This is a genomic window from Klebsiella sp. FDAARGOS_511 (assembly GCF_003812845.1).
Classification (GTDB): Bacteria; Pseudomonadota; Gammaproteobacteria; order Enterobacterales; family Enterobacteriaceae; genus Klebsiella; species Klebsiella grimontii.
Map to the genome: position 1 here is coordinate 2,677,238 of NZ_CP033824.1, position 22,589 is coordinate 2,699,826.

The 22,589-nt window shown below is 57.4% G+C and carries 21 protein-coding genes and 1 pseudogene; 5 read left to right on the forward strand and 17 right to left on the reverse strand.

All coding sequences use genetic code 11. The annotated features are described in order from the left end of the window. Nucleotides 1-20: 20 nt before the first annotated feature. Together EGY08_RS13875 and metE are read right to left on the reverse strand one after the other, a co-directional pair. A complete protein-coding gene (locus EGY08_RS13875) occupies nt 21-1,436 on the reverse strand; it encodes a PTS transporter subunit EIIC (protein ID WP_004127504.1) in 1,416 nt (471 codons plus the stop codon). 318 nt (nt 1,437-1,754) lie between these two features. Then, nucleotides 1,755-4,016, reverse strand: coding sequence for a 5-methyltetrahydropteroyltriglutamate--homocysteine S-methyltransferase (metE, locus tag EGY08_RS13880; RefSeq protein WP_123828589.1), 2,262 nt, complete (start codon nt 4,014-4,016; stop codon nt 1,755-1,757). 231 nt (nt 4,017-4,247) lie between these two features. Here metE and metR point away from each other — a divergent pair, with 231 nt between their 5' ends. Further along, entirely contained in the window at nt 4,248-5,201 is a 954-nt protein-coding gene (gene metR / locus EGY08_RS13885; RefSeq protein WP_004127498.1) for an HTH-type transcriptional regulator MetR, read from the forward strand. Here the strand turns inward: metR and EGY08_RS13890 are convergent. The 3 genes from EGY08_RS13890 to pldB all read right to left on the reverse strand — a co-directional run bounded on the left by EGY08_RS13890 (nt 5,089) and on the right by pldB (nt 7,913). After that, on the reverse strand, nt 5,089-5,988 hold the full coding sequence (locus tag EGY08_RS13890; RefSeq protein ID WP_004127495.1) for a carboxylate/amino acid/amine transporter: 900 nt from the start codon (nt 5,986-5,988) through the stop codon (nt 5,089-5,091). The two genes, metR and EGY08_RS13890, sit on opposite strands and share 113 nt — an antisense overlap. A gap of 88 nt (nt 5,989-6,076) precedes the next feature. Then, entirely contained in the window at nt 6,077-6,877 is an 801-nt protein-coding gene (gene yigL, locus EGY08_RS13895; RefSeq protein ID WP_004127491.1) for a sugar/pyridoxal phosphate phosphatase YigL, read from the reverse strand. Between the two features lie 43 nt (nt 6,878-6,920). Then, entirely contained in the window at nt 6,921-7,913 is a 993-nt protein-coding gene (gene pldB, locus EGY08_RS13900) for a lysophospholipase L2 (protein WP_004127488.1), read from the reverse strand. A gap of 109 nt (nt 7,914-8,022) precedes the next feature. On the opposite strand from pldB, the gene rhtB reads away from it, so the two are divergent. Then, nucleotides 8,023-8,643: a homoserine/homoserine lactone efflux protein gene (gene rhtB / locus EGY08_RS13905; RefSeq protein ID WP_004127485.1), complete on the forward strand. Its 621-nt coding sequence runs from the start codon at nt 8,023-8,025 to the stop codon at nt 8,641-8,643. Between the two features lie 24 nt (nt 8,644-8,667). Beyond that, nucleotides 8,668-8,860 (forward strand): annotated as a pseudogene (locus EGY08_RS31325) (ISNCY family transposase); the annotation flags it as partial. 42 nt (nt 8,861-8,902) lie between these two features. Here EGY08_RS31325 and rhtC read toward each other — a convergent pair. The 3 genes from rhtC to pldA all read right to left on the reverse strand — a co-directional run bounded on the left by rhtC (nt 8,903) and on the right by pldA (nt 12,354). Further along, on the reverse strand, nt 8,903-9,526 hold the full coding sequence (gene rhtC / locus EGY08_RS13910) for a threonine export protein RhtC (RefSeq protein WP_004127480.1): 624 nt from the start codon (nt 9,524-9,526) through the stop codon (nt 8,903-8,905). Between the two features lie 61 nt (nt 9,527-9,587). After that, entirely contained in the window at nt 9,588-11,414 is a 1,827-nt protein-coding gene (gene recQ, locus EGY08_RS13915) for an ATP-dependent DNA helicase RecQ (RefSeq protein ID WP_123828590.1), read from the reverse strand. A 67-nt stretch (nt 11,415-11,481) separates the two neighbouring features. Next, nucleotides 11,482-12,354, reverse strand: coding sequence for a phospholipase A (pldA, locus tag EGY08_RS13920; RefSeq protein WP_049114613.1), 873 nt, complete (start codon nt 12,352-12,354; stop codon nt 11,482-11,484). A 155-nt stretch (nt 12,355-12,509) separates the two neighbouring features. On the opposite strand from pldA, the gene yigI reads away from it, so the two are divergent. Together yigI and rarD are read left to right on the forward strand one after the other, a co-directional pair. After that, complete coding sequence (gene yigI / locus EGY08_RS13925; protein WP_004097567.1) at nt 12,510-12,974, forward strand: acyl-CoA thioesterase YigI; 465 nt, start codon at nt 12,510-12,512, stop codon at nt 12,972-12,974. 49 nt (nt 12,975-13,023) lie between these two features. Further along, on the forward strand, nt 13,024-13,917 hold the full coding sequence (gene rarD, locus EGY08_RS13930; RefSeq protein ID WP_123828591.1) for an EamA family transporter RarD: 894 nt from the start codon (nt 13,024-13,026) through the stop codon (nt 13,915-13,917). A 41-nt stretch (nt 13,918-13,958) separates the two neighbouring features. On the opposite strand, the gene corA is transcribed toward rarD, so the two are convergent. The 9 genes from corA to EGY08_RS13970 all read right to left on the reverse strand — a co-directional run bounded on the left by corA (nt 13,959) and on the right by EGY08_RS13970 (nt 22,501). After that, a complete protein-coding gene (corA, locus tag EGY08_RS13935) occupies nt 13,959-14,909 on the reverse strand; it encodes a magnesium/cobalt transporter CorA (protein WP_123828592.1) in 951 nt (316 codons plus the stop codon). A 149-nt stretch (nt 14,910-15,058) separates the two neighbouring features. Continuing rightward, the gene (ysgD, locus tag EGY08_RS31440) at nt 15,059-15,115 is read right to left on the reverse strand and encodes a YsgD/CorL family protein (protein WP_349817343.1); all 57 of its coding nucleotides are present in this window, start codon (nt 15,113-15,115) and stop codon (nt 15,059-15,061) included. A gap of 148 nt (nt 15,116-15,263) precedes the next feature. Further along, on the reverse strand, nt 15,264-17,426 hold the full coding sequence (uvrD, locus tag EGY08_RS13940; RefSeq protein WP_123828593.1) for a DNA helicase II: 2,163 nt from the start codon (nt 17,424-17,426) through the stop codon (nt 15,264-15,266). Between the two features lie 77 nt (nt 17,427-17,503). After that, nucleotides 17,504-18,220 (reverse strand): 5-amino-6-(5-phospho-D-ribitylamino)uracil phosphatase YigB, encoded by a 717-nt coding sequence (yigB, locus tag EGY08_RS13945; protein WP_004127464.1) that lies wholly within the window; start codon nt 18,218-18,220, stop codon nt 17,504-17,506. Next, nucleotides 18,220-19,122, reverse strand: a complete 903-nt coding sequence (gene xerC / locus EGY08_RS13950; protein WP_123828594.1) for a tyrosine recombinase XerC — start codon at nt 19,120-19,122, stop codon at nt 18,220-18,222. The genes yigB and xerC overlap by 1 nt, the downstream gene beginning before the upstream one ends. Beyond that, a complete protein-coding gene (locus EGY08_RS13955; protein WP_004127460.1) occupies nt 19,119-19,826 on the reverse strand; it encodes a DUF484 domain-containing protein in 708 nt (235 codons plus the stop codon). Before EGY08_RS13955 ends, xerC begins: the two co-directional genes overlap by 4 nt. Then, a complete protein-coding gene (dapF, locus tag EGY08_RS13960; protein ID WP_004127458.1) occupies nt 19,823-20,647 on the reverse strand; it encodes a diaminopimelate epimerase in 825 nt (274 codons plus the stop codon). Before dapF ends, EGY08_RS13955 begins: the two co-directional genes overlap by 4 nt. A 25-nt stretch (nt 20,648-20,672) precedes the next feature. Then, nucleotides 20,673-20,876 carry an LPS translocon maturation chaperone LptM gene (gene lptM, locus EGY08_RS13965; protein ID WP_024360622.1) on the reverse strand — a complete coding sequence of 68 codons (204 nt, stop codon included), beginning with the start codon at nt 20,874-20,876 and terminating at the stop codon, nt 20,673-20,675. Between the two features lie 149 nt (nt 20,877-21,025). Beyond that, nucleotides 21,026-22,501 carry a PLP-dependent aminotransferase family protein gene (locus EGY08_RS13970; RefSeq protein ID WP_032741999.1) on the reverse strand — a complete coding sequence of 492 codons (1,476 nt, stop codon included), beginning with the start codon at nt 22,499-22,501 and terminating at the stop codon, nt 21,026-21,028. Between the last annotated feature and the right edge of the window lie 88 nt (nt 22,502-22,589).

The following is a 22,589-nucleotide window of genomic DNA, read 5'->3' on the forward strand; positions in this document are numbered from 1 at the left end:
TTTACTCCTTCACTCTTCCTTCACGCCGTTTCTTTATCGTAACCGCGTACTTTGCCGACGATATAGGTCAGCACGAAGGCTGCGGCGCAGCCGGTTAACCATGAGAGGATGTACTGTAAATATTTACCGTCGGCGATGAGCGGCAGCGCGGAGAGCCCGGCGGCGCCCACGCCGTTGGTCGAAACCCCCAGCAGCACCACCATCATTCCGCCAAAGCCGGCGCCGATAGAACCGGTAATAAAGGCGAAACCGGCCGGGATATTGACGCCGAAAATCGTCGGCTCTCCCACCGCCAGGATGGAGGTCGGGATCGCCCCTTTGGCGATTTTCTTCATCATCGGATCGCGCGTCAGCAGCAGAACCGCCGTCGCCGCGCCAACCATTCCGGCGTTGGACATAATCTGAATGGCGAACAACGGAGCGTGCCCGGTCGCGTTGATCATCTCCAGGTGAATAGGGAACAAGCCATGGTGCAGGCCGAGCGAGATCAGGAACGGGAACAGCGCCGAGAGCGCAAAGCCCGCCGCAATGCCGCCGGTAGAGAGCAGGCCGTTTAGCCCGTGGAGGATACCGTTAGAAATAACGCCCGCCACCGGCATAATCACCAGCAGCAGCGCCGCTGCCATCACCACCAGTACGATGGTCGGCGTGACCACCACATCAACAATATCCGGGACAAAGCGCCGAACCTGCTTTTCCAACAGGCACATCAGCCAGGCGCAAAGAATGACGCCGATCAGCCCGCCCTGCCCCGGAATCAGCCCCAGCGCAGTAATCTGCGGCACGATGGTGATCGCCCCCAGCAGGCCGCCCATCACCGCGTTGCCGTCAAACTCTTTCGCCGCCGTCACGCCGGTATAGATGGCGAGGAAGCCGAACAGCGCTTTAGAGACGATATCAAGGAACTGGCTGATGCCGAGCAGGTGCCGTTGATCGAGCACCACCTGGGTTGGCGACAGATCCCCCAGCGCCGCCACCTGATGCGCCAGCGCCCAGGAGGCGGCGGAGTTCACCAGCAAGTTGTTAATCCCCATCAGAATACCGGCGGCGATCAACGACGGTAGGATCGGTACAAAAATATTGGCGATATGTTTAAGGATAATTTTGCTACGGGTCTGCTTTTTCGCCTTTTCCCGCGCCAGCTTTGCTTTTTGCTCAACATCGCTTAACGGGGTAGCATCCGCAGGCTGCCCCTTAAGCAAATCGTTAATCACGTTTGCGACCTTGGTCGATTTGCCCGGCCCGACGATCGCCTGCAGGGTATCGTCCTCCACCACGCCGAGTACGCCTTCGATGCTTTTGAGCGCGGCGATATCGACCCGCGATGGATCGCTTATGGTCATCCGTACGCGAGTCATACAGTTCGTCACGTGCAGCAAATTCGCCAGGCCGCCGCAGTGTTTCACAATCGCGTGTCCCACCTTGTTGTAGTCCATACAGAGGTTCCTTTATTATTTTTGTGTGCAATTGTTATAACAATATAATGTTATTATATTTGTGAGGAGCGTCATAAAGGCGAATTAACGATCGTTTTGCCGGCAGCAGAAACGAAAAAAGAGGCCGAAGCCTCCTTGAGCAGATAGTGGTCAGGATGAGCACATTTCCCGGGTTGCGCTGCATTTATTCGGGCTACCTGCCCACAGACGGCGGTAACCCCGTAGACCCGGTAAGGCGTCAGCCGCCACCGGGGGAAGAGCACTGAATAGCGCTGTGGTTATTATGCTGCCATCCGGGAGCCGGAAAGCGTGGCTACACTATGCCTGGCGCAGGTTCTGCGCGGCCTTGACCATGTTGGTCAGCGCGCTCAGGGTTTCCGGCCAGCTGCGGGTTTTCAGGCCGCAGTCCGGATTTACCCACAGGCGCTCGGCCGGGATACGCTGCGCGGCTTTCTTCAGCAGCGCTTCGATCCACTCCACGCTCGGCACATTCGGAGAGTGAATGTCGTACACGCCCGGCCCGATTTCATTCGGATAGTCGAACGCTTCGAACGACTCCAGCAGCTCCATATCGGAGCGCGAAGTTTCGATGGTAATGACGTCCGCATCCAGCGCGGCGATAGAATCCATGATGTTGTTGAACTCGCAGTAACACATGTGGGTGTGGATTTGCGTGTCGTCTTGCGCTACCGCCGCGTTGATGCGGAAAGCTTCCACGCCCCACGCCAGATACGTATCCCAGTCGCTACGCTTCAGAGGCAGACCTTCGCGTAGCGCCGGTTCGTCGATCTGGATGATACCGATACCAGCGGCTTCCAGGTCCGCCACTTCGTCGCGCAGCGCAAGGGCAATCTGCTTCGCAATCGTTTCACGGGTGACGTCCTCACGCGGGAAGGACCAGCAAAGAATGGTCACCGGGCCGGTCAGCATGCCTTTTACCGGTTTATCGGTCAGCGACTGAGCGTATTTAGCCCACTCAACGGTAATCGCCTCCGGACGGCTGACATCGCCGATCACCACCGGCGGTTTGACGCAGCGGGAACCATAGCTTTGTACCCAGCCGTTCTGAGTGAAGATAAACCCATCCAGGTGTTCGCCGAAGTATTCCACCATGTCGTTACGCTCGGCTTCACCGTGTACCAGCACGTCCAGACCCAGGCGCTCCTGCTCCATAATCGCCTGACGGATGTGTTCGGCGATGCCGGTGCGGTAGTTGTTCGCATCCAGGTTGCCCTTTTTAAAGTCCAGACGCAGGCCGCGGATCTCGGTGGTCTGCGGGAAAGAACCGATCGTGGTGGTCGGCCAGGCAGGTAGCTTAAAGCGGGCGCGCTGCGCTGCGGCGCGAACTTGATAGGCGCTTTGGCGCTGGCTGTCCTGAGCGGTGATGGTCGCCAGACGCTTCTCCACCGCCGCGTTATGCACGCGGGTTGAGTGGCGACGGGCCTGAATCGGCGCGCTCCATTCAGCAATCGCGGTGGTATCGCCACTGTTCAGCGCATCTCGCAGCAGCGCCAGCTCCTCACATTTTTGCAGGGCGAAGGCAAACCAGCTCTTCACTTCAGCATCGAGCCGCGTTTCCACGCTCAAATCAATTGGGCAGTGTAGCAGGGAGCAGGAAGAGGCGACCCACAGTTCGCGTTGACCGACGATAGCTTTAATTTTCGCGTATTTCTCGCTCAGATCGGCGCGCCAGACGTTGCGGCCATTGATCAGTCCGGCGGAGAGCAGCCAGTCGGCAGGCAGGCGTTTATGCAGTTCGGCGACATCATCCTGGCCGTGCACCAGGTCCACGTGCAGACCCTGTACCGGCAGCGCGGCGATGGTATCGAAGTTATCGGTAATGCCTTCAAAGTAGGTGGTCAGCAGCAGCTTAACCTCGCCGCTAAGCGCCTCGTAAGCCGGTTTGAAGGCATCCAGCCACGCCTGCGGCAGTTCCAGTACCAGCGCCGGCTCATCAATCTGCACCCATTCAATGCCGCGTTTTGCCAGTTCAGCCAACACCTGCTGGTAAACCGGCAGAATATCGTTCAGCAGGCTCAGGCGGTCGAACGGCTCGCCTTTAACCTTACCGAGCCACAGGTAAGTAACCGGCCCGAGCAGGACGGGTTTCGCCTTGTGACCCAGCGCCAGTGCTTCATCCACTTCATCCAGCAGCTGGGTCCAGGTCAGTTTGAACCGCTGGCCCTTTACGAATTCCGGCACCATGTAGTGGTAGTTGGTATTAAACCATTTGGTCATTTCCGCCGCCGCCGCCGGTTCGCCGGTCGGCGCGCGGCCACGGCCAATGCGGAACAAGGTATCGATATCAACGGAGCCGTCTTTGTTCTGATGACGAGCCGGCACGTTACCAAGCAGCAGGCTGGTGGTCAGAACATGGTCGTACCAGGCGAAATCGCCTACCGGCAGCAGGTCAACGCCGGCCTGCTTCTGTTGAGCCCAGTGACGAGCGCGCAGCTCGCGGCCGACAGCCAGCAGTTCTTCGCGGCCGGTATTGCCCGCCCAGTAGCTTTCTTGCGCTTTCTTCAGCTCGCGACGCAGGCCAACGCGAGGGAAACCGAGGGTGTGGTTAATAATTGTCATTTTTTGAGCCTCATAATTGCAATCCGAAAGATTTCGGATTTAGGGAAGGCGGCAAACTTGCTCATCCCCAGGAGCTTACTGAAGTAAGTGACTGGGGTGAGGAAGTGCAGCCAACGCACCATAAATTCGAAAGATAAAGGATTTAGACGTCCAGATGTTTACACATCCATAATTGGCAGTTACTGTATATTCCTCAAGCGCAAATTATTCATGCCGAAGTGAAGGACTTTCATGATCGAAATTAAACACCTGAAAACGCTCCAGGCGTTGCGGAATAGCGGTTCTCTGGCAGGGGCGGCGGCGGCCCTGCACCAGACCCAATCCGCATTGTCCCACCAGTTCAGCGATCTGGAACAGCGCCTCGGCTTCCGTCTGTTTGTGCGTAAAAGCCAGCCGCTACGCTTTACGCCGCAGGGAGAGATCCTGCTGCAGCTGGCAAATCAGGTACTGCCGCAAATCAGCCGCGCCCTGCAGGATTGCAATGAGCCGCAGCAAACCCGGCTGCGTATCGCTATCGAATGCCATAGCTGTATCCAGTGGCTGACCCCGGCGCTGGAGAGTTTTCGCGCCCGTTGGCCGCATGTGGAAGTGGATTTCCAGTCCGGGGTGATCTTCGATCCGCAGCCGGGCCTGCAGCAGGGCGAGCTGGATCTGGTGATGACCTCAGATATCCTGCCGCGCAGCGGCCTGCACTATTCACCGATGTTTGATTTCGAAGTGCGCCTGGTGATGGCGCCGGACCATCCGCTGGCGGCAAAGATGCGCATTGCGCCTGAGGATTTAGCGACCGAAATGCTGCTGATTTACCCGGTGCAGCGCGCGCGCCTGGATATCTGGCGTCACTTTTTACAGCCAGCAGGAATCAGCCCGCAGTTGAAAAGCGTCGACAATACGCTGCTGTTAATTCAGATGGTGGCGGCGCGGATGGGGATCGCCGCCCTGCCGCACTGGGTAGTGGAAAGCTTTGAGCGCCAGGGTCTGGTGGTCACCAAAACCCTGGGCGAAGGACTGTGGAGCCGACTGTACGCCGCGGTGCGCGACGGCGAGCAACGTCAGCCGGTCACCGAAGCGTTTATTCGCTCAGCGCGGAATCACGCTTGCGACCATTTGCCGTTTGTGCGGAGTGCGGAGCGACCCAGCGTCGATGAACCCATAGCGAGGCCAGGATCACCAGAGCGCCAATAATAAAGCTCGGCCAGCGTGGCTGCGTCTGCCAGATGGCCAGGTTCACCAGCAACCCGGCGGGCACGTGCATATTGTTCATGATGCCGAGCGTACCGGCATCGACCTGGGTGGCGCCGTAGTTCCACATAAAGTAGCCAATTCCCGATGCCGCCACGCCAAGAAACACCAGAATGCTCCACTGTAGCGAGGTTTCCGGCATTTTCTGCGCGTTACCCAGCATCGTCCAGGCAACCACCGCCACCAGAAACGCCCCGATGTAGAACCAGGCGAAGGCATTATGCTGCGGCATCGGACGCGTTTCCATCAGCCGCTTGTAGCCCACCATGCCAATCGCGAAGCTGATGTTGGAGAGCTGCACCAGGATCAGACCGGTCCAGAAATGATTGGTCACCTGGTCATAACGGATGATGCCCGCGCCGATAACCGCCAGCAGCGCGCTGCAGGCGTAGCCCCAGCGCAGGCGACGGCGGCTCATCACATCGTAAATCAGCGTGATGTAGAGCGGCGTCAGGACGGTAAACAGCAGAAGCTCAGATACCGTCAGGTACAGATAGGCCTGGAAACTCAGCATATACATAATGCCGAGCTGCATCGCTCCTACCAGCATATACAGGCCGATAGTGGTCAGGCTCTGCCCGCGGGTGCGCAGGAAGGGCAAAAACACCAGTGCCGCCAGGCCAACGCGCGCCAGCACCGCAAAATAGCTGTCAACGTGGCCTGCCAGGTATTCGCCATAGAGGCTAAAGGAAAAGGCCCACAGAATGGTGGTGATAATCAGTAGCGCCACAATGAATGTCTCGTAGAGTAAAGAACACCCATTGTAGCGAAGTGACAGGTTGACAACTGCTCATTAAAAAAACAATCGTCAATCTTTTTTAGTCAAGATAGAGTTTACGCAGGTAGTGGGGAACGGCATCATCAACATTGCTGCCAATCACTTCCAGCTCAGGGTGCAGATCTTTCAGCCGCTGGTGCGCGTTGGCCATAATGCAGCCCTTGCCCGCCATTGACAGCATCTCCGCATCGTTCATACCGTCGCCGAAGGCGATACACTCTTTCAGGCTATAGCCAAGCATTTTCGCCACCGCCTCCAGCGCATGCCCTTTCGACACGCCGCCCGCCATCACTTCAAGGCAGGTGACGGTAGAGAAGCTCACGTTCACGCGATCGCCCCAGCGGGCGTTGATCGCCTGCTCCAGCGGCAGCAAATGCTCATGCTTATCGCAGGTGAAAAAGACTTTGCTGATGCCTTCCGGGTCCAGCTCGCCCGGCTCGTACAGCTTGTAGTTAAACACCGCTTCTTTGAAGAAGCGCATCTCTTCCGGACGATGGCGATTCATATACCACTCATCTTCACGATAGACGTTGGTCACAATCGCCCGATCGTTACGCATCATTTCGAACAGGTCGGCGGCGATATCGCGGTCAAGGTTGTGGGCGAAGATCTGCTTTCCTTCGCTATCGTGCACGCGAGCGCCGTTCGAGGTGATCATATAGGATTTAATGCCGAGATTATCGCGAATTTGCCCAACATCGATGTAGTGGCGGCCGGTCGCGAACACGAAGTTGATACCGCGTGCGGTAAGCAGCTTCAGCGTCTCTTTGGCGTAGGGGGTTAGGCAGTGATCGGGAGAAAGCAGCGTGCCATCTAAATCAGACGCAACAACCTGGTACATAAAAATTTTAACCTCTAAGCAGGGCGACGAGCGTTTCGCCGGATTAAGTGTGTCGACCAAAAAAATCGACGATAGCGTTTAGCGCGACCGAGCGCATGGCGTCCTTTTCAAAAAGGATCTCATGGTATGCCCCTTCTATGACAAACGGCTTATCCCCTTCACAGGGGTGACCGCCAGCGGCGCGAAGTTCACAGTAGCGATCGTGCATACGATTATCGACCACCCGCTCTTCTTCCGCCTGGAGCAATAATGTTGGCGTGACGTCTTTCTCCGCACCGGCCAGCACCTCTTCGCCGGCAAGAATCCCCTCGCGCACCCAGTGGAACGTAGGCCCGCCGACCCGTAGCTGCGGCTCATCGGCGTAAAAACGCAGGTTGCGGCGATAGCGTTGGCGGCTGTGCGTCAGTACGTTGACCGCAAAGGGCAGCGCGCGCCAGCGGCCGGTACCGAGGGCATACTCTTCACGAATGCGCTGATGGCCCTCAGCCCAATCGAGAATATGGCGCACCATCCAGTCAGGCAGGCGCATAACGATACCGAACATCGGCGCGCAGAGCGCCATCGCATCGCAATGCTGTTGGTAGCGCTGCAAAAATAGCGTCGCAATGGCACCGCCCATGGAGTGGGCGAGTATAAACCGCTTTCGCCAGCGTCCGGGCGCCACTTGCTGCTGCCAGAACGCGGCGAGATCGTCGACGTAATCGCTGAAATTAACGACGTGCCCGCGGTGGGTGTCTGAAAGCATTCGCCCGGAGCGCCCCTGGCCGCGATGATCGATAATCATCACGTCAAAGCCGCTGCGGAAAAGATCGTAAGCCACTTCGGCGTACTTAACGTAGCTTTCAATGCGACCCGGGCAGATAACCACGACCCGATCATGACTGTTGGCGCAGAAACGAACAAAGCGCACCGGAACGTTATCCACGCCCGTAAATTCAGCCTCTTCCCGCTGACGCCAGAAATCGGTCAGTGGCCCCATGGTAAAGGCCGCAAACGCGTTTTCTCGTGTTTCCCAGTCCTTTTGCTGCAAAAACATCGGGCTTACACCCCTGATAACCGCTGAAAATCGTTTTTTTGTCGTGCATCACACAATGCTTACACAATAGCGTATTGTGGCATAAAAACAGACAATCAGGGAGTTTCTCATGACGTTCGAGTGGTGGTTTGCCTATCTGCTGACATCGATTATTCTCAGCCTGTCACCCGGCTCCGGGGCGATAAATACCATGACCACCTCAATCAACCATGGCTATCGCGGCGCGGCGGCCTCTATTGCCGGTCTACAGACCGGGCTCGGCATCCATATTGTGCTGGTGGGTATTGGCCTGGGCACGCTGTTTTCCCGTTCGCTGTTGGCCTTTGAAATTCTTAAATGGGCGGGCGCCGCTTATCTTATCTGGCTCGGCATTCAGCAATGGCGAGCTGCCGGCTCTATCGATCTTAACACCCTGGCGAAAGCGCAGACCCGCGGCAAACTCTTTAAACGCGCGGTCTTCGTAAATCTGACCAACCCGAAAAGCATCGTGTTCCTCGCCGCGCTGTTCCCGCAGTTTATCGTGCCGAATGAGCCCCAGGTGATGCAGTACCTCGTGCTCGGCATCACCACGATCGTGGTCGATATTATCGTGATGATTGGCTACGCCACGCTGGCGCAGCGTATTGCCGCGTGGATTAAGGGACCGAAGCAGATGAAAGCGCTAAACAAGGTCTTTGGCTCCCTGTTTATGCTGGTCGGCGCCCTGCTGGCTTCCGCCCGCCACGCCTGATGTATAGATAAACAGCAAATTACCGTACTGATGACTCTGGCAGAAAAGTGGCTTGAGGAAGGTATGCAGAAGGGCAATTAAGGAAGGCATAAAAGAGGGCGAACGTGCTGCGCTTCTTAACGTCGCAAAGGCCATGCTCGAGCCGGGCATTGATACTATTGCGGTTATGGAAATGACCGGCCTCACGTCCGACGATTTGCAGCAGCTCCGTCATTAATACCCGGCCCGCCCATAATCTCCTGGGCGGGACGCTGAAGGGTTAACGCGAAATAATCAGATGAATACCGAAGCCAGCGAATAGCGTACCGGCGATGCCGTCGATCCACTTCGCCATCCGCTGGTAGCCGCGGCGCATGCCCGGAAGGGCGAACAGGCTGGCAACCACCATAAACCAGGCCAGCGTCTCCAGTACGATCAGCAGGAAAATCCCCCAGCGCGCGCCGGAACTGACGCTGTCACCGACAAACAGCGAGAACACGGAGCCAAAATAGATAATCGCTTTTGGGTTAGCCAGATTAGTCAGCAGCCCTTTCAGGAAGCTCCGGCCGCTGCGCGCCAGTTCGACCTGAGGCTCAACCGCCGCTGCCGCTTCGCTTTTTTTCAGCGCGCCGCGCAGCATCTGGAAGCCCATCCAGCACAGATACAGTCCGCCGCCGACCATAATAATGGTATGCAGCCAGGCCATCTTCTCGATAATCAGGTTCAGGCCGAGCAGGGCTACGCCCGCCCATACCATCACCCCGCAGGTGATCCCCAGCACGCCCATCATCGCCTCTTTGCGGGAGCGGCTAACAGCGGTTTGTGAGACAAAGAAAAAGTCCGGGCCAGGACTCATCAGCGCAATGATATGCACCAGCGCCACGGTGAAGAAAAGCGTCAACATGATTAACTCGCAGGAAAATAGTCAGGACGAAAACTATATTTGCACTTTTTCGTCTGGCTGACTACTCATCATCGCCATCCACGTGCGCCCGGATCAGGGCCATAAACTCTTTACCAAAGCGCTCAAGCTTACGCGTACCGACACCGTTGACGCTGAGCATCTCACCGGCCGTCAGCGGCGTTTGCTCGGCCATTTCAATTAGCGTCGCATCGTTAAACACCACGTAGGGCGGGATATTCTCTTCGTCGGCAATCGCTTTACGCAATTTGCGCAGCTTAGCGAACAACTTACGATCGTAATTACCGCCGAAGGATTTCTGCATCGCTTTCGGCTTCAGCGCCACAATACGCGGTACGGCAAGCTGTAGCGTTACGTCGCCGCGCAGGACCGGACGCGCGGCCTCGGTAAGCTGTAGCGCAGAGTGCTGGGCAATATTCTGCGTCACCAGCCCCAAATGAATAAGTTGACGGATAACGCTGACCCAATGCTCATGGCTCTGTTCGCGCCCGATACCGTAGACCGGCAGCTTATCGTGCCCCATATCGCGAATACGCTGGTTATTAGCGCCGCGCAGCACTTCCACGACATAGCCCATACCAAAACGTTGGTTGACGCGGTAAATCGTCGACAGCGCCTTACGCGCATCCATTAAGCCGTCGTACTGTTTCGGCGGGTCGAGGCAGATATCGCAGTTGCCGCAGGGCTCCTGGCGCCCCTCACCAAAGTAGTTGAGCAGCACCAGACGGCGGCAGGTTTGCGCTTCGGCAAAGGCCCCCATCGCGTTGAGCTTATGGCGTTCAATGTCCTGCAGCGGCCCGGCAGGCTTCTCTTCAAGGCAGCGTCTGAGCCACGCCATATCCGCCGGATCGTAAAACAGCATCGCTTCGGCAGGCAGCCCATCGCGCCCGGCGCGCCCGGTCTCCTGGTAATAAGACTCAATATTGCGGGGAATATCGAAATGCACCACAAAGCGGACGTTCGGTTTGTTGATACCCATACCGAAGGCCACCGTTGCCACTACGATTTGCAGGTCGTCGCGCTGGAATTTCTCCTGCACGTCGGCGCGGATATGGTTTTCCAGCCCGGCGTGGTAGGCCGCGGCGCTGATGCCGCGGCTTTGCAGGCGAGCGGCGGTATCTTCCACTTTTGACCGGCTATTGCAGTAGATAATGCCCGACTTACCGCGCTGGTCCTGCACGTAGCGCATCAGCTGATCCAGCGGCTTAAACTTCTCTATCAGCATATAGCGGATGTTGGGACGGTCGAAGCTGCTGACCTGAATGAGCGGATCGTTCAGGTCCAGAAGGCGGACAATGTCGCGACGCGTAGTGTCATCGGCCGTGGCGGTCAGCGCCATAAACGGGATGTGCGGTATCCGCTGGCGCAGCTGCCCTAACGCGGCATATTCCGGACGGAAATCGTGTCCCCACTGGGATATACAGTGCGCCTCGTCTACCGCCACCATCGACAGATTCCAGTGCGTAAGATGCTCAAGGAAGTTGTCCAGCATCAGGCGCTCCGGGGCGATATACAGCAGGCGAATCTGCCCGCTGCGGCAGCCGGCCATCACGTCCTGCTGCTGCTCCCGGCTCTGCGTTGAGTTCAGGCACGCCGCCGCCACGCCGTTAGCCAGCAGTTGATCGACCTGGTCCTTCATCAAGGAAATAAGCGGCGATACCACGACGGTGAGACCGCCCAGTACCAGCGCCGGAACCTGATAACACAGCGACTTGCCGCCGCCGGTTGGCATCACCACCAGGCAATCGCGCCCGGCCAACGCCGTATCAATGATGGTTTCCTGGCCCGGGCGAAATTGCTGGTAGCCGAAGGTCTCTTGTAAAACCTGCTTAGCCAGCGATTCCTGATTCAATACTTCCGCCTGCGCCACGTTGACCCCATATGCCTGAAAAGAAAACAGGCGCTATTTTCAGCGCCTGAGAGCCAGAGTGCAACGATTAAAACAGATCGTTGAGCATCAGCCCGACGCCGACGCGGGTCTGATTGAAGTTATAATCGATGAGTGACTCGCCATAACCGCTATAGACCTGAGTATAGACGCGCACGTGTTTGGTGATCGGATAGCTCACCCCGAGCTCGGCACCGCCGTAGCCGGTATTCCAGTTATATTGCCCCTGGGCGCTGAGAATGGCGTCGCCCAGTTGATAGCCCACTTTCAGGCGGTAATAACCCATATATTTGGTGATATCCGGATTATCGTCGGTGCTGCCAATCACGTACCAGGGCTTCACCTCGACCAGCCAGTTGCCGTTTTGCGCCATCAGCCGGGTATAGAGGCGGTTCCAACTGCGGGAGGTGGGATCGGAACGGCCGTTAGAGTCGTGGTTATAACCCATCTCAACGTCGCGCAGCGTCCAGCCAGCGAACGAGTAATCGGTCGCGAAACCGAGGAACAGCTGCGGCTCATAGTTGGTTTCGCGAAACGGCGCGGACTCTTTGCTGTTGGAGAGCTGCCACCAGGATTTTTGCGTATACGAAGCGCCCAGCAGCGAGTTTTCGCCGAGTATCCCCCGCCACAGCGGAAACGCCAGGCTGAGCTGGAATTTCACTTCATCTTTACGCGCGTTCTCGGCCCAGTCGTAGCTACGAATCGCTTCTTTGTTAAGATCGCTGGTCCACGTATAGAGCAAATAGTTGCTCTCATAGGGATAGAGCAGGAACGGATTATCATGATCCTGTAACAGGTTGGCGATAATACTCCCGCGAACGGCAGGGGTGTCGTGGACCTGTTTATTCACCGGCGCGTCCTGCGCCAGAACGCCGGCCGGAAGCGCAATAAGCGCCAGCAGGCAGGCCAAAGAGATACGCATTGCTGTTCTCCTGGATGGATACTTATTATTTCTGTTTAACCCAGGCAGCATTCTACCTATTTATGCGGCATCTGACCTGTTATCCGTTCTTAAAGTAGAAATCAATATTTTAGAAGCATAAAATCAACATTTCATTAACCTTTGGAAATGTTGTTATGTCTGAACTGACCGCCGCCGCCGCCCTGAAGCTGGTGGGAGAGATCTTCGTCTACCATATGCCGTTTAATCGTGCCTTAGGACTGGAGCTGGAGCGCTATGAAAAGGAATTTGCCCAGCTGAGTTTCAACAACCAGCCGATGATGGTCGGCAACTGGGCGCAAAGTATTTTACATGGCGGCGTGATCGCCTCCGCGCTGGACGTCGCTGCGGGACTGGTATGCGTCGGCAGTACGCTCACCCGGCACGACACCATCAATGAAGAGGAGCTGCGCCAGCGCCTGTCGCGGATGGGTACCATCGATCTGCGCGTCGACTACCTGCGTCCAGGCCGCGGGGAACGCTTTACCGCCACCAGTAGCCTGCTGCGCGCCGGTAACAAAGTGGCGGTCGCCCGCGTCGAGCTGCATAACGAAGAGCAGGTGTATATCGCCAGCGCCACAGCGACGTATATGGTGGGTTGATCGGCCTAAATCGAGTAACATCACTCTCTTTGGCAATGGATTTGTACCGATGGATGCTAAACAAACGCGGGTGGGGATTCTGCTGGCCCTGGCCGCCTATTTTATCTGGGGTATCGCGCCAGCGTACTTCAAGCTTATCTACTATGTTCCCGCCGATGAAATCCTGACTCACCGCGTGATCTGGTCCTTCTTCTTCATGGTGGCGCTGATTAGCGTCAGCCGCCAGTGGCCGCAGGTCAAAAGGCTGCTGAAGACGCCAAAAAAAGTGTTGCTGCTGGCGCTCTCTGCGGTGCTGGTGGGCGGTAACTGGCTGCTGTTTATCTGGGCGGTGAATAACCATCATATGCTGGAAGCCAGCCTGGGCTACTTTATCAACCCGCTGGTGAACATTCTGCTGGGGATGATCTTCCTCGGTGAGCGTTTCCGTCGGATGCAGTGGCTAGCGGTGCTGCTGGCCGCCTGCGGCGTGCTGGTACAGCTCTGGACCTTCGGCTCGCTGCCGATTATCGCGCTGGGTCTGGCCTTCAGCTTCGCTTTTTACGGCCTGCTGCGTAAAAAGATCGCCGTGGATGCGCAAACCGGGATGCTGTTTGAAACGCTATGGCTGCTGCCAGTCGCCGCGATTTACCTGTTTGGTATTGCCGATAGCCCGACCAGCCATATGGGGCAGAACCCGTGGTCGCTGAACCTGCTGCTGATGGCGGCGGGCGTGGTGACCACCATCCCGCTGCTGTGCTTTACCGGCGCGGCAACCCGCCTGCGCCTTTCTACGCTGGGCTTCTTCCAGTATATCGGCCCGACGCTGATGTTCCTGCTGGCGGTAACCTTCTACGGCGAAGTGCCGGGTGCGGATAAAATGGTGACCTTCGCCTTTATCTGGGTGGCGCTGGCGATTTTCGTGATGGATGCGGTTTACACAATACGCCGGACGCGTAGGGCATAGAGCCAAACTGATACGCAAAAAAGGAGCCGAAGCTCCTTTTTTTACAGCCAGTTTTTGCGTTTAAAGTACAGATAGGGCGCCAGACCGGCGAGCATCATAAAGACAATCGCCCCGGGATAGCCAAAGCTCCAGTGCAGCTCGGGCATAAACTCAAAGTTCATCCCATAGCTGGATGCCACCAGCGTCGGCGGCAGGAACACCACGGAGACCACCGAGAAGATTTTGATGATGCGGTTCTGCTCGATGTTGATAAAGCCCATCGCCGCCTGCATCAGGAAGTTAACCTTCTGGAACAGCGATTCGTTGTGCGGCAGCAGAGATTCGATATCGCGCAGGATCTCACGCGCCTGCTCAAGCTGGCCTGCCGGCAGACGGGCTTTACGCACGAGGAAGTTCAGCGCGCGCTGGGTATCCATCAGACACAGGCGAACTTTCCAGCCGATATCTTCCTGCTCCGCCAGCGTCGAGAGCGCCTCGTCATAGTCGTCGCCCTGACGGCCTTCCATGATCACCCGACTGAGCTTTTCCAGGTCGCTGTAGATGTTTTCGATTTCATCCGCCAGCTGCTCAATTTTGGTTTCGAACAGGTCCAGCAGCAGCTCGTAGGCGTTGCCGTCCACCATAGACTGGCTGCGGGCGCGCATGCGATACAGGCGGAAAGCGGGCAGCTCCCGTTCGCGCAGGGTGAACAGACGCCCTTCGCGGATAGTGAACGCCACGGTAGAGTTACCGGCGTGATCCTCAGCATCTTCAAAAAAGGAAAATGAGTGGATATGCAGGCCGTCTTCATCCTCAAAGAAACGCGCTGACGCTTCGATGTCCTCCAGCTCCGGGCGCGTCGCCAGGTTCTGGCCCAATTCCGTTTGCACGCGGCTTCGTTCATCGTCGTCAGGCTCGACCAAATCGACCCACACCGAACTGGCGAGGTGCTTGATCTCGTCGGCTTCAAGACGCGTTAAACGATTGTTTTCCAGTTGAAATGCGCTCAGCATGACCGGGACTCCCAATGCAAAAAATTATCGGACAGTTCGGTGGGCACACAGAAACAATTTGGGTTTCAGACCATTAAGCCTGACTCAGAGCGACGGGAATAGAACGAGTCGCCGACAACCGCTAAGGCTATCAGCATAAGAGGATAGCCTTAGGAGTTGTTCCTGATGGGCAGGAAATTGAGCCAGCATCTACTGGGTGTGTCCAAGGCGAATGTCCTCTTAGCGTAATCGTGCGCGCATGTTACGCCAGCGCAAAAACGGCGTCAACACGCAACGGAACGCTAAAGAGCAAATCAAGCTCCTTAACGTATAAAGGTAGCAGAATATTACAAAATTATTATATTTTTCTTACTGTTACACTGTTTCCAACCGGGCGTAGGCCGCGACAAGCCATTTGATCCCCTGCCCCTGAAACGCAACCTGTAGGCGGCTGTGTTCACCGCTACCTTCGAGGTTAACGATCGTCCCTTCACCAAACTTGGCATGGCGCACGCGCTGGCCAAGCTTATAGCCGGTGTCGTTTTCCGCCATCGGCGTCCCCATCCGCTGATGGCTGACCGGACGGCTCACCGTCGCCCGCAGCCGTACCTCTTCTACGCACGACTCCGGCAGCTCGCCGATAAAGCGCGACGGACGGTGATACACCTCTTTGCCATACAGGCGGCGAGTTTCCGCGTAGGTCAACGTGAGCTTCTGCATCGCGCGGGTGACACCGACGTAGGCCAGCCGGCGTTCTTCTTCCAGGCGGCCGCCCTCATCCAGCGCCATCTGGCTCGGGAACATCCCCTCTTCCACCCCAACGATAAAGACCTGAGGGAACTCCAGCCCTTTCGCCGAGTGCAGGGTCATCAGCTGTACCGCGTCCTGCCAGGTATCCGCCTGTCCTTCTCCAGCCTCCAGCGCCGCGTGCGAGAGGAACGCCTGCAGCGGCATGAGATCTTCATCTTCTTCGTTGTAGCTGAACTGGCGCGTTGCCGTCACCAGCTCCTCTAAGTTTTCAATACGCGTCTGGCCTTTCTCGCCTTTCTCCTGCTCGTACATCATGCGCAGGCCGGAGTCTTTAATCACCCGGTCGGTCTGCACGTGCAGCGGCATATCGGCGGTTTCCTGCGCCAGCGCGTCAATAAGCTCCATAAAACGCTGCAGGGCGCTGGCGGCGCGTCCGGCGAGGACTTTATCTTTTAACAGTTCGCGACAGGCCTGCCACAGCGTCAGCTGACGGTCGCGCGAGGTCTGACGCACTACGTCCAGCGTGCGATCGCCAATGCCGCGCGTCGGGGTATTCACCACGCGCTCAAACGCCGCGTCGTCATTACGGTTGGCGATCAAACGCAGATAGGAGAGCGCATCTTTAATCTCCTGGCGTTCGAAGAAGCGCATGCCGCCATAAATACGATACGGCATGCTGGCCTGCAGCAGCGCCTCTTCCAGCACGCGCGACTGGGCGTTGCTGCGATACAGAATCGCGCACTGCTCCAGCGCCCCGCCGTTTTCTTGCCAGGTTTTGATACGGTTGACGACAAAACGCGCCTCATCAAGATCGTTAAACGCGCAGTAAAGCGAAATCGGCTCGCCGTCGGCGCCGTCGGTCCACAATTTTTTACCCAGCCGCCCGCTGTTGTTCTCAATCAGGGCGTTGGCCGCGCTGAGGATATTGCTGGTCGAACGATAGTTCTGCTCGAGGCGAATAGTTTCCGCGCCGGGGAAATCGTTGAGGAAGCGCTGGATGTTCTCTACCTGCGCGCCGCGCCAGCCGTAGATCGACTGATCGTCATCGCCGACGATCATCACCTTGCCGGTCTCCCCCGCCAGCAGGCGGATCCACGCGTACTGAATGTTGTTGGTATCCTGGAATTCGTCGACCAGGATATTGGTAAAGCGCTCGCGGTAGTGCTGCAGGATATGCGGCTTATTCAGCCACAGTTCGTGCGCGCGCAGCAGCAGCTCGGCGAAATCCACCAGTCCCGCGCGATCGCAGGCTTCCTGATAGGCCTGATACACCTTCTGCCAGGTCTGCTCCACCGGGTTACCGTAGCTCTGAATATGGTGCGGGCGCAGGCCTTCGTCTTTCTGGCCGTTGATGTACCACATCGCCTGACGCGGCGGCCACTGCTTCTCATCGAGGTTCATTGCCTTAATCAAACGCTTAAGCAGACGCAGCTGGTCTTCGCTGTCGAGGATCTGGAAGTCCTGCGGCAGGTTGGCGTCAAGGTGATGGGCGCGTAGCAGCCGGTGCGCCAGGCCGTGGAAAGTACCGACCCACATACCGCCCTGGGTGGTGCCCATCAGTTGGCCAATACGATGGCGCATCTCCGCCGCCGCTTTGTTGGTAAAGGTCACCGCCATAATGGAGTAAGGGGAACAGTTCTCAACGCTCAGCAGCCAGGCGATGCGGTGTACCAGCACGCGCGTCTTACCGCTGCCCGCTCCTGCCAGAACCAGCATATTCGTACGTGATGCCGCAACGGCTTCACGCTGTTTGTCATTAAGGCTGTCGAGCAGGTAAGAAACGTCCATTGGCACCGCCGGAAATGAGACGCCCGGCAACGTTCAGTTCACCGGGCTACTGTTAATTTATACAGAACTACTGACGATTATATCAGCGAGGTCAGAGATGCCAACCGTGAAATTTCGATGTGCGGCAGCAGACGGCTGTCGGCGGTGCGCATCAGGTCTGCGCCCTGCGGTTTGATCCAACAGGCCTGCATGCCGCAGCGAATGGAGCCCGCCACGTCGGTCGTCAGATCGTCACCAACGTGCAGAATCTGCGCCAGCGGCAGCGCCAACCGCTCTGCCGCCAGATGATACATATCGGCAAAAGGTTTAGAACGCCCGTCCGGACCGGCGCGCAGCACGAAACGGAAGTAGTCGCTCAGGCCAAAAAGTTCCGGCCGGGCATTGCCGTTGGTAATGGCCACCAGCGGCCATTTTTCCGCCAGCTTCGCCAGCGTATCGTGCGTCTCTTGCGGGACGTCGATCAGGCTGCGCCAGTGGGCGAAGTTGGCCATCGCTTCATCCGCCCCCGTTTTCGCCAGCGCCGCAGAAAGCCCGGCGTTGATCATCCCCAGCTCCAGCGCGCGGCGGCGCCACTCGGTGACATCGTGGTAAATTTCCGGCTCTGAGGCCAGCAGCGTCTGGCGCAGCCGGTTGAGTTCGCTGGCGTCAAATTGACTCAGCGACGGATGGTAGCTGCGCACAAAACTCAGCGACTCATGCAGCGTTCGGTCAATCACCGGGCGGTTGTCATAAAGGGTATCGTCCAGGTCAAATGTCAGTGCTGAAATCTGGCCAAGAGGTCGGTAAAAACGCATTATTTCCCCCGTTTGGCGCGCGGATGCGCCGCATCGTACACCGACGCAATGTGTTGAAAATCAAGATGGGTATAAATTTGAGTGGTGGACAGATTCGCATGACCCAGCAGCTCCTGCACCCCGCGCAGATCGCCGCTCGACTCCAGCATATGGGTCGCGAAGGAGTGGCGCAGCTTATGCGGATGCACGTGGCTGTTGAGGCCCTGCTTAATGCCCCATTCGGCAAAGCGCTTTTGCACGTTACGCGCGGAAATTCGCTTGCCCAGTTTCGATAAGAACAGGGCGTCTTCATCAGCGCCGAACAGGCCGCGCAGGTCGAGCCAGTGCTCAATCCACACCACCGCGTTGCGGCCAATCGGCAGGCGGCGCTCTTTGCTGCCTTTGCCCATCACCCACACCTCGCCGGATTCCAGATCGAGGTGCTTAATGTCGAGATTCACCAGCTCCGAGAGACGCAGCCCCGCGCCGTACATCACTTCCAGCATCGCCCTGTCGCGTACCGCCAGCGGATCGTTAAGATCAATATCCAGCAGCCGGTTAACGTCGTCGACGTCGATATTTTTCGGTAAATGGCGCGGTGTTTTCGGCGCCGAAATCCCCTTTGCCGGATTGGCCGCCAGTTCGCCCTGGCTCACCAGCCAGTCAAAGAAGCTGCGTAAGGCGGAGAGGCGTAAAGCCAGGCTGGCTGGACCCAGTCCCTGACGACGGCTGCGTACCGCCAGGTTACGGACCTGGGCGGCATCGCATTGCTGCCAGCTTTTCAGCCCGGCGTTTTCCGCCAGCGCGATAAGCGTCTCCAGCTGACGGCGGTAGTTCAGCAGCGTTATTGGACTCAACTGACGCTCGACGCCGAGATAGCGTAAAAAGCGCTCTACGGAAGGCAACAGCGGTGAGGCGGTCATGCGCGCTCGATCCAGCGCTCCAGCAATCCCGGGAGCATCGACGCAATTTCCTGCAAAAGCTGCGTTCCCTGGCCTTGTTGATAGTGCTGAGGGTCGCGACTGCTGAACAGCATCACGCCGGGCGCTTCATCTCCCCCCAGCAGCGACATCGCCACCGAACCCACGGCTTTTGCTTCCGGCAGCACCACCAGCAGTTCCGGACCGTTCAATGGGCCAAGATAGTGGCGCTGCTGGCCAAGCCGCTGGATGCGAATGGGCTCAAACGCCTGACGGCTTATCGCCAGATGGGTGAATTTAGAGGGCGCGCCGAGCCGCCAGCTGTCGGGAAACAGGCGCACCGTCGCGCCCGCCAGCCCCAGCTCGCGCGCCCAGCGATGAAAGCGGTTGAGCATTTCATCAAGGCTATCGGCCGCCGCCAGCCGCGTTTGGAGATCAAACAGGCGCTGAAACAGGCTTTCGTTCGCCGTCGCCTGGGCCATCAGCAGCGACATATTCTCTTCCAGCACGTTGATATGATTCCGCGCCCGCGCCATATGCCATTCCACCAGCGAGACCGAACCACGTACCGGATGCGGAACCGACATGTGCTCCACCAGCGCCGCATTACGAATAAAGAATTCAGGATGTTGCAACAGATAGTCCACCACTGCGCGATCGTTCAGCTCGCTGGCGAGTTCCTGCTGTTCTTCCCCGACTTGTTTCATAAATGAATAAATCCGTCATAGACATGTGCCGCCGGGCCAGTCATATACAGCGGTTGGCCCGGACCTTTCCAGGCGATATCAAGACGCCCGCCGGGTAATTCCACGCGGACCTCCTCGCCCAGTAAACCCTGCTGGATACCTACTGCCGCCGCCGCACAGGCGCCGCTGCCGCAGGCCTGCGTTTCACCCGCGCCGCGTTCATACACGCGCAGACGAATATGGGAGCGGCTGACCACCTGCATAAAGCCGATGTTCGCTCGCTCCGGGAAGCGCTCGTGGTTTTCCATCACCGGACCGAGCGTTTCCACCGTCGCGGTTTCCACATCATCGACCTGAATAACGCAGTGCGGATTACCCATCGATACCACGCCGCACAATACTGTCTGTTCGGCGGCGCGCATGATATAGGTCTTTTCCGCTTTGTTCGCGCGAAACGGCACCTGCGACGGTTCGAAGTTCGGCTCGCCCATATTCACGCGCACCAAATCGTCTTCCGTCACGCTTAATACCATACGGCCATTTGACGTACTCACGCGGATGTCACGTTTATTGGTCAGGCCTTTCAGGCGCACAAAGCGGGCGAAACAGCGCGCGCCATTGCCGCATTGCGCCACTTCGCTACCGTCTGCATTGAAGATGCGATAGTGGAAATCGAGCTCTGGATCGTAGGGCGGCTCAACCACCAGCAGCTGATCGAAGCCCACACCAAGATGCCGATCCGCCAGACGGCGAATCAGTTCCGGGGAGAAAAAAACATTCTGAGTTACCGCGTCAACGACCATAAAGTCATTGCCAAGGCCATGCATCTTAGAGAACTGCATCATCTACTCCAGCAGCGCGGAACTGTCAGTAATTCACCTGGGTCGGACCACCGCTATCGCCGCGATCGTTACGATCCGGCGTAGAGCTCTGGATACCGCTATCAACCGGTTTAGTCGGCGGAGGCGCCGTTTTATCCGCTGGCGGGAAATAAAGCGGCCCTTTCAGACCACAGCCGGTCAGGCTGAGGACCGCTAATAAAACGGCAAGCGCTGGGAAAACGTTTTTCATGGATAGTTGCCCGTAATTCATTCTTTCTGCTTTCTATCATCGCAGGAGAAGGCGTAAAAGCAAGCGTTTAGGACAGCTTTATGAAATCAGAAAAGCGCCGTTCCACCAGAGTTACCGCGCAAAAGCGTTGATGGATATGCTCTGGTGATTCATTTTAGCGGAGCTCGCTTCCAGCATTTCTTTAACACCTGTATCGACTGCACAATATCCGCTTCCATTACGCCGGCAAATCCCAGCACCACGCCGTAATGATGGCGGCTTTCAGGCGTACCGGGGATCCACAGCGCGCTCAGCGGGGTAATTTCAACACCTGCCGCCAGGGCCTGGCTAACGAGACGGTTTTCGGTTTCAGCATCCTCCAGCGTAATCGCCGCATGTAGTCCCGAGGCGACTTCCGGCATCACGCCAATATGGCTCAGATGCTGATTCCACTCGGCCAGCAGCAGGTCGCGGCGGCTTTTACTGATTCTGCGCATTCGGCGGATATGGGGCTGGAAATGGCCTTCCGAAATAAAGCTCGCCATCACCTGCTGGTCGTTCATTGGCGGCTGGCGGGTGGATAGCGTGCGCAGCAGGTTCAGCGGTTCCACCAGCGGTTGCGGAACCACCATGTAGCCCAGGCGTAGCGCGGGATACATCACTTTGGAAAACGAACCGATATAAATCACCCGATGGCGGTTATCCAGCGCGGCGAGCGGCATCAGCGGCGTACCGTTATAGCGATACTCGCCGTCGTAATCATCCTCCATAATCCACGCCTGATGCTTTCTGGCCCACTCCAGCAGCGCCATCCGCCGCGATAGCGACAGCGTCGCGCCCGTCGGGTACTGGCATGACGGGCTTACGTAGACCATCCTGGCGTCGGGATAATCCGTCAACTGCGCCGCCTGAAGCCCCTCATCATCAACGTTAATCGCTTTAATATTCAAACCAAGGCAGGAGAATACGCCCGCCGCTGCCCAGTGGCAGGGGTTTTCCATAATGACGTCCTGCCCGGCGCGCAGCAGCAGCGCGGAACACAGCATAATCGCCTGCTGTGCGCCAAGGGTAATAATCACCTGGGCCGGGTCGCACTTCAGGCCGCGCGAGGTGTGCAGATAGCTGGCGATAAGCTCGCGCAGCTGTAGATCTCCCGCCGGTACGCCGTAGCCCATTTGCGCGATGGGTCGCCGCCGCCAGAAGCGGTTTTGCAAACGCGACCAGGTATCAAACGGGAAATGGTCAATCGCGGGCATGCCGATGCGAAAAGCCTTCGGCGGGCCGTCGTGAACAAAATGGCGATTAAACCGCGCCGTCAGCGGCAGGCGCGAGTCTACGCGTAAGGCAGGAAATTCAGGCACTTCAGGGCCTTCTTCAACCTCCTGCCCGCGGTAACGTATATAGGTGCCGTCGCCCTGGCGGGTTTCAATCAAATCGTCGGCATATAAGCGCTCGTAGACCGAAACTACCGTATTGCGAGACACCCCCAGCAGCCTCGCCAGCTCACGGGTCGCGGGTAGCTTTGCCCCGTGAAGACCGGGCGTATTCATCATCTTCTCTCTCAGGGCGCGATAAAGCTGCTCGCTACGCTTTCTGCCAGCATCCAGCTTTATTCCCGTTAAATCAAAAGGCAGAGCAACCGACAAATTGGCACCTTAATATCGTTGGTTTTTGGTCCTGTTATACATCCAATATGACAATTAGCATAGGCGCATTAATACTCATGATGAAAGC

Coding starts and splice junctions, on each gene's coding strand:
- dapF (WP_004127458.1), bottom strand. CDS start 20,647: ATGCAGTTCTCTAAGATGCATGGCCTTGGCAATGACTTTATGGTCGTT.
- yigL (WP_004127491.1), bottom strand. CDS start 6,877: ATGTACCAGGTTGTTGCGTCTGATTTAGATGGCACGCTGCTTTCTCCC.
- EGY08_RS13955 (WP_004127460.1), bottom strand. CDS start 19,826: ATGAAACAAGTCGGGGAAGAACAGCAGGAACTCGCCAGCGAGCTGAAC.
- uvrD (WP_123828593.1), bottom strand. CDS start 17,426: ATGGACGTTTCTTACCTGCTCGACAGCCTTAATGACAAACAGCGTGAA.
- yigI (WP_004097567.1), top strand. CDS start 12,510: ATGTCTGAACTGACCGCCGCCGCCGCCCTGAAGCTGGTGGGAGAGATC.
- rhtB (WP_004127485.1), top strand. CDS start 8,023: ATGACGTTCGAGTGGTGGTTTGCCTATCTGCTGACATCGATTATTCTC.
- corA (WP_123828592.1), bottom strand. CDS start 14,909: ATGCTGAGCGCATTTCAACTGGAAAACAATCGTTTAACGCGTCTTGAA.
- xerC (WP_123828594.1), bottom strand. CDS start 19,122: ATGACCGCCTCACCGCTGTTGCCTTCCGTAGAGCGCTTTTTACGCTAT.
- metE (WP_123828589.1), bottom strand. CDS start 4,016: ATGACAATTATTAACCACACCCTCGGTTTCCCTCGCGTTGGCCTGCGT.
- yigB (WP_004127464.1), bottom strand. CDS start 18,220: ATGCGTTTTTACCGACCTCTTGGCCAGATTTCAGCACTGACATTTGAC.
- pldB (WP_004127488.1), bottom strand. CDS start 7,913: ATGTTTTTGCAGCAAAAGGACTGGGAAACACGAGAAAACGCGTTTGCG.
- lptM (WP_024360622.1), bottom strand. CDS start 20,876: ATGAAAAACGTTTTCCCAGCGCTTGCCGTTTTATTAGCGGTCCTCAGC.
- metR (WP_004127498.1), top strand. CDS start 4,248: ATGATCGAAATTAAACACCTGAAAACGCTCCAGGCGTTGCGGAATAGC.
- EGY08_RS13875 (WP_004127504.1), bottom strand. CDS start 1,436: ATGGACTACAACAAGGTGGGACACGCGATTGTGAAACACTGCGGCGGC.
- pldA (WP_049114613.1), bottom strand. CDS start 12,354: ATGCGTATCTCTTTGGCCTGCCTGCTGGCGCTTATTGCGCTTCCGGCC.
- rarD (WP_123828591.1), top strand. CDS start 13,024: ATGGATGCTAAACAAACGCGGGTGGGGATTCTGCTGGCCCTGGCCGCC.
- rhtC (WP_004127480.1), bottom strand. CDS start 9,526: ATGTTGACGCTTTTCTTCACCGTGGCGCTGGTGCATATCATTGCGCTG.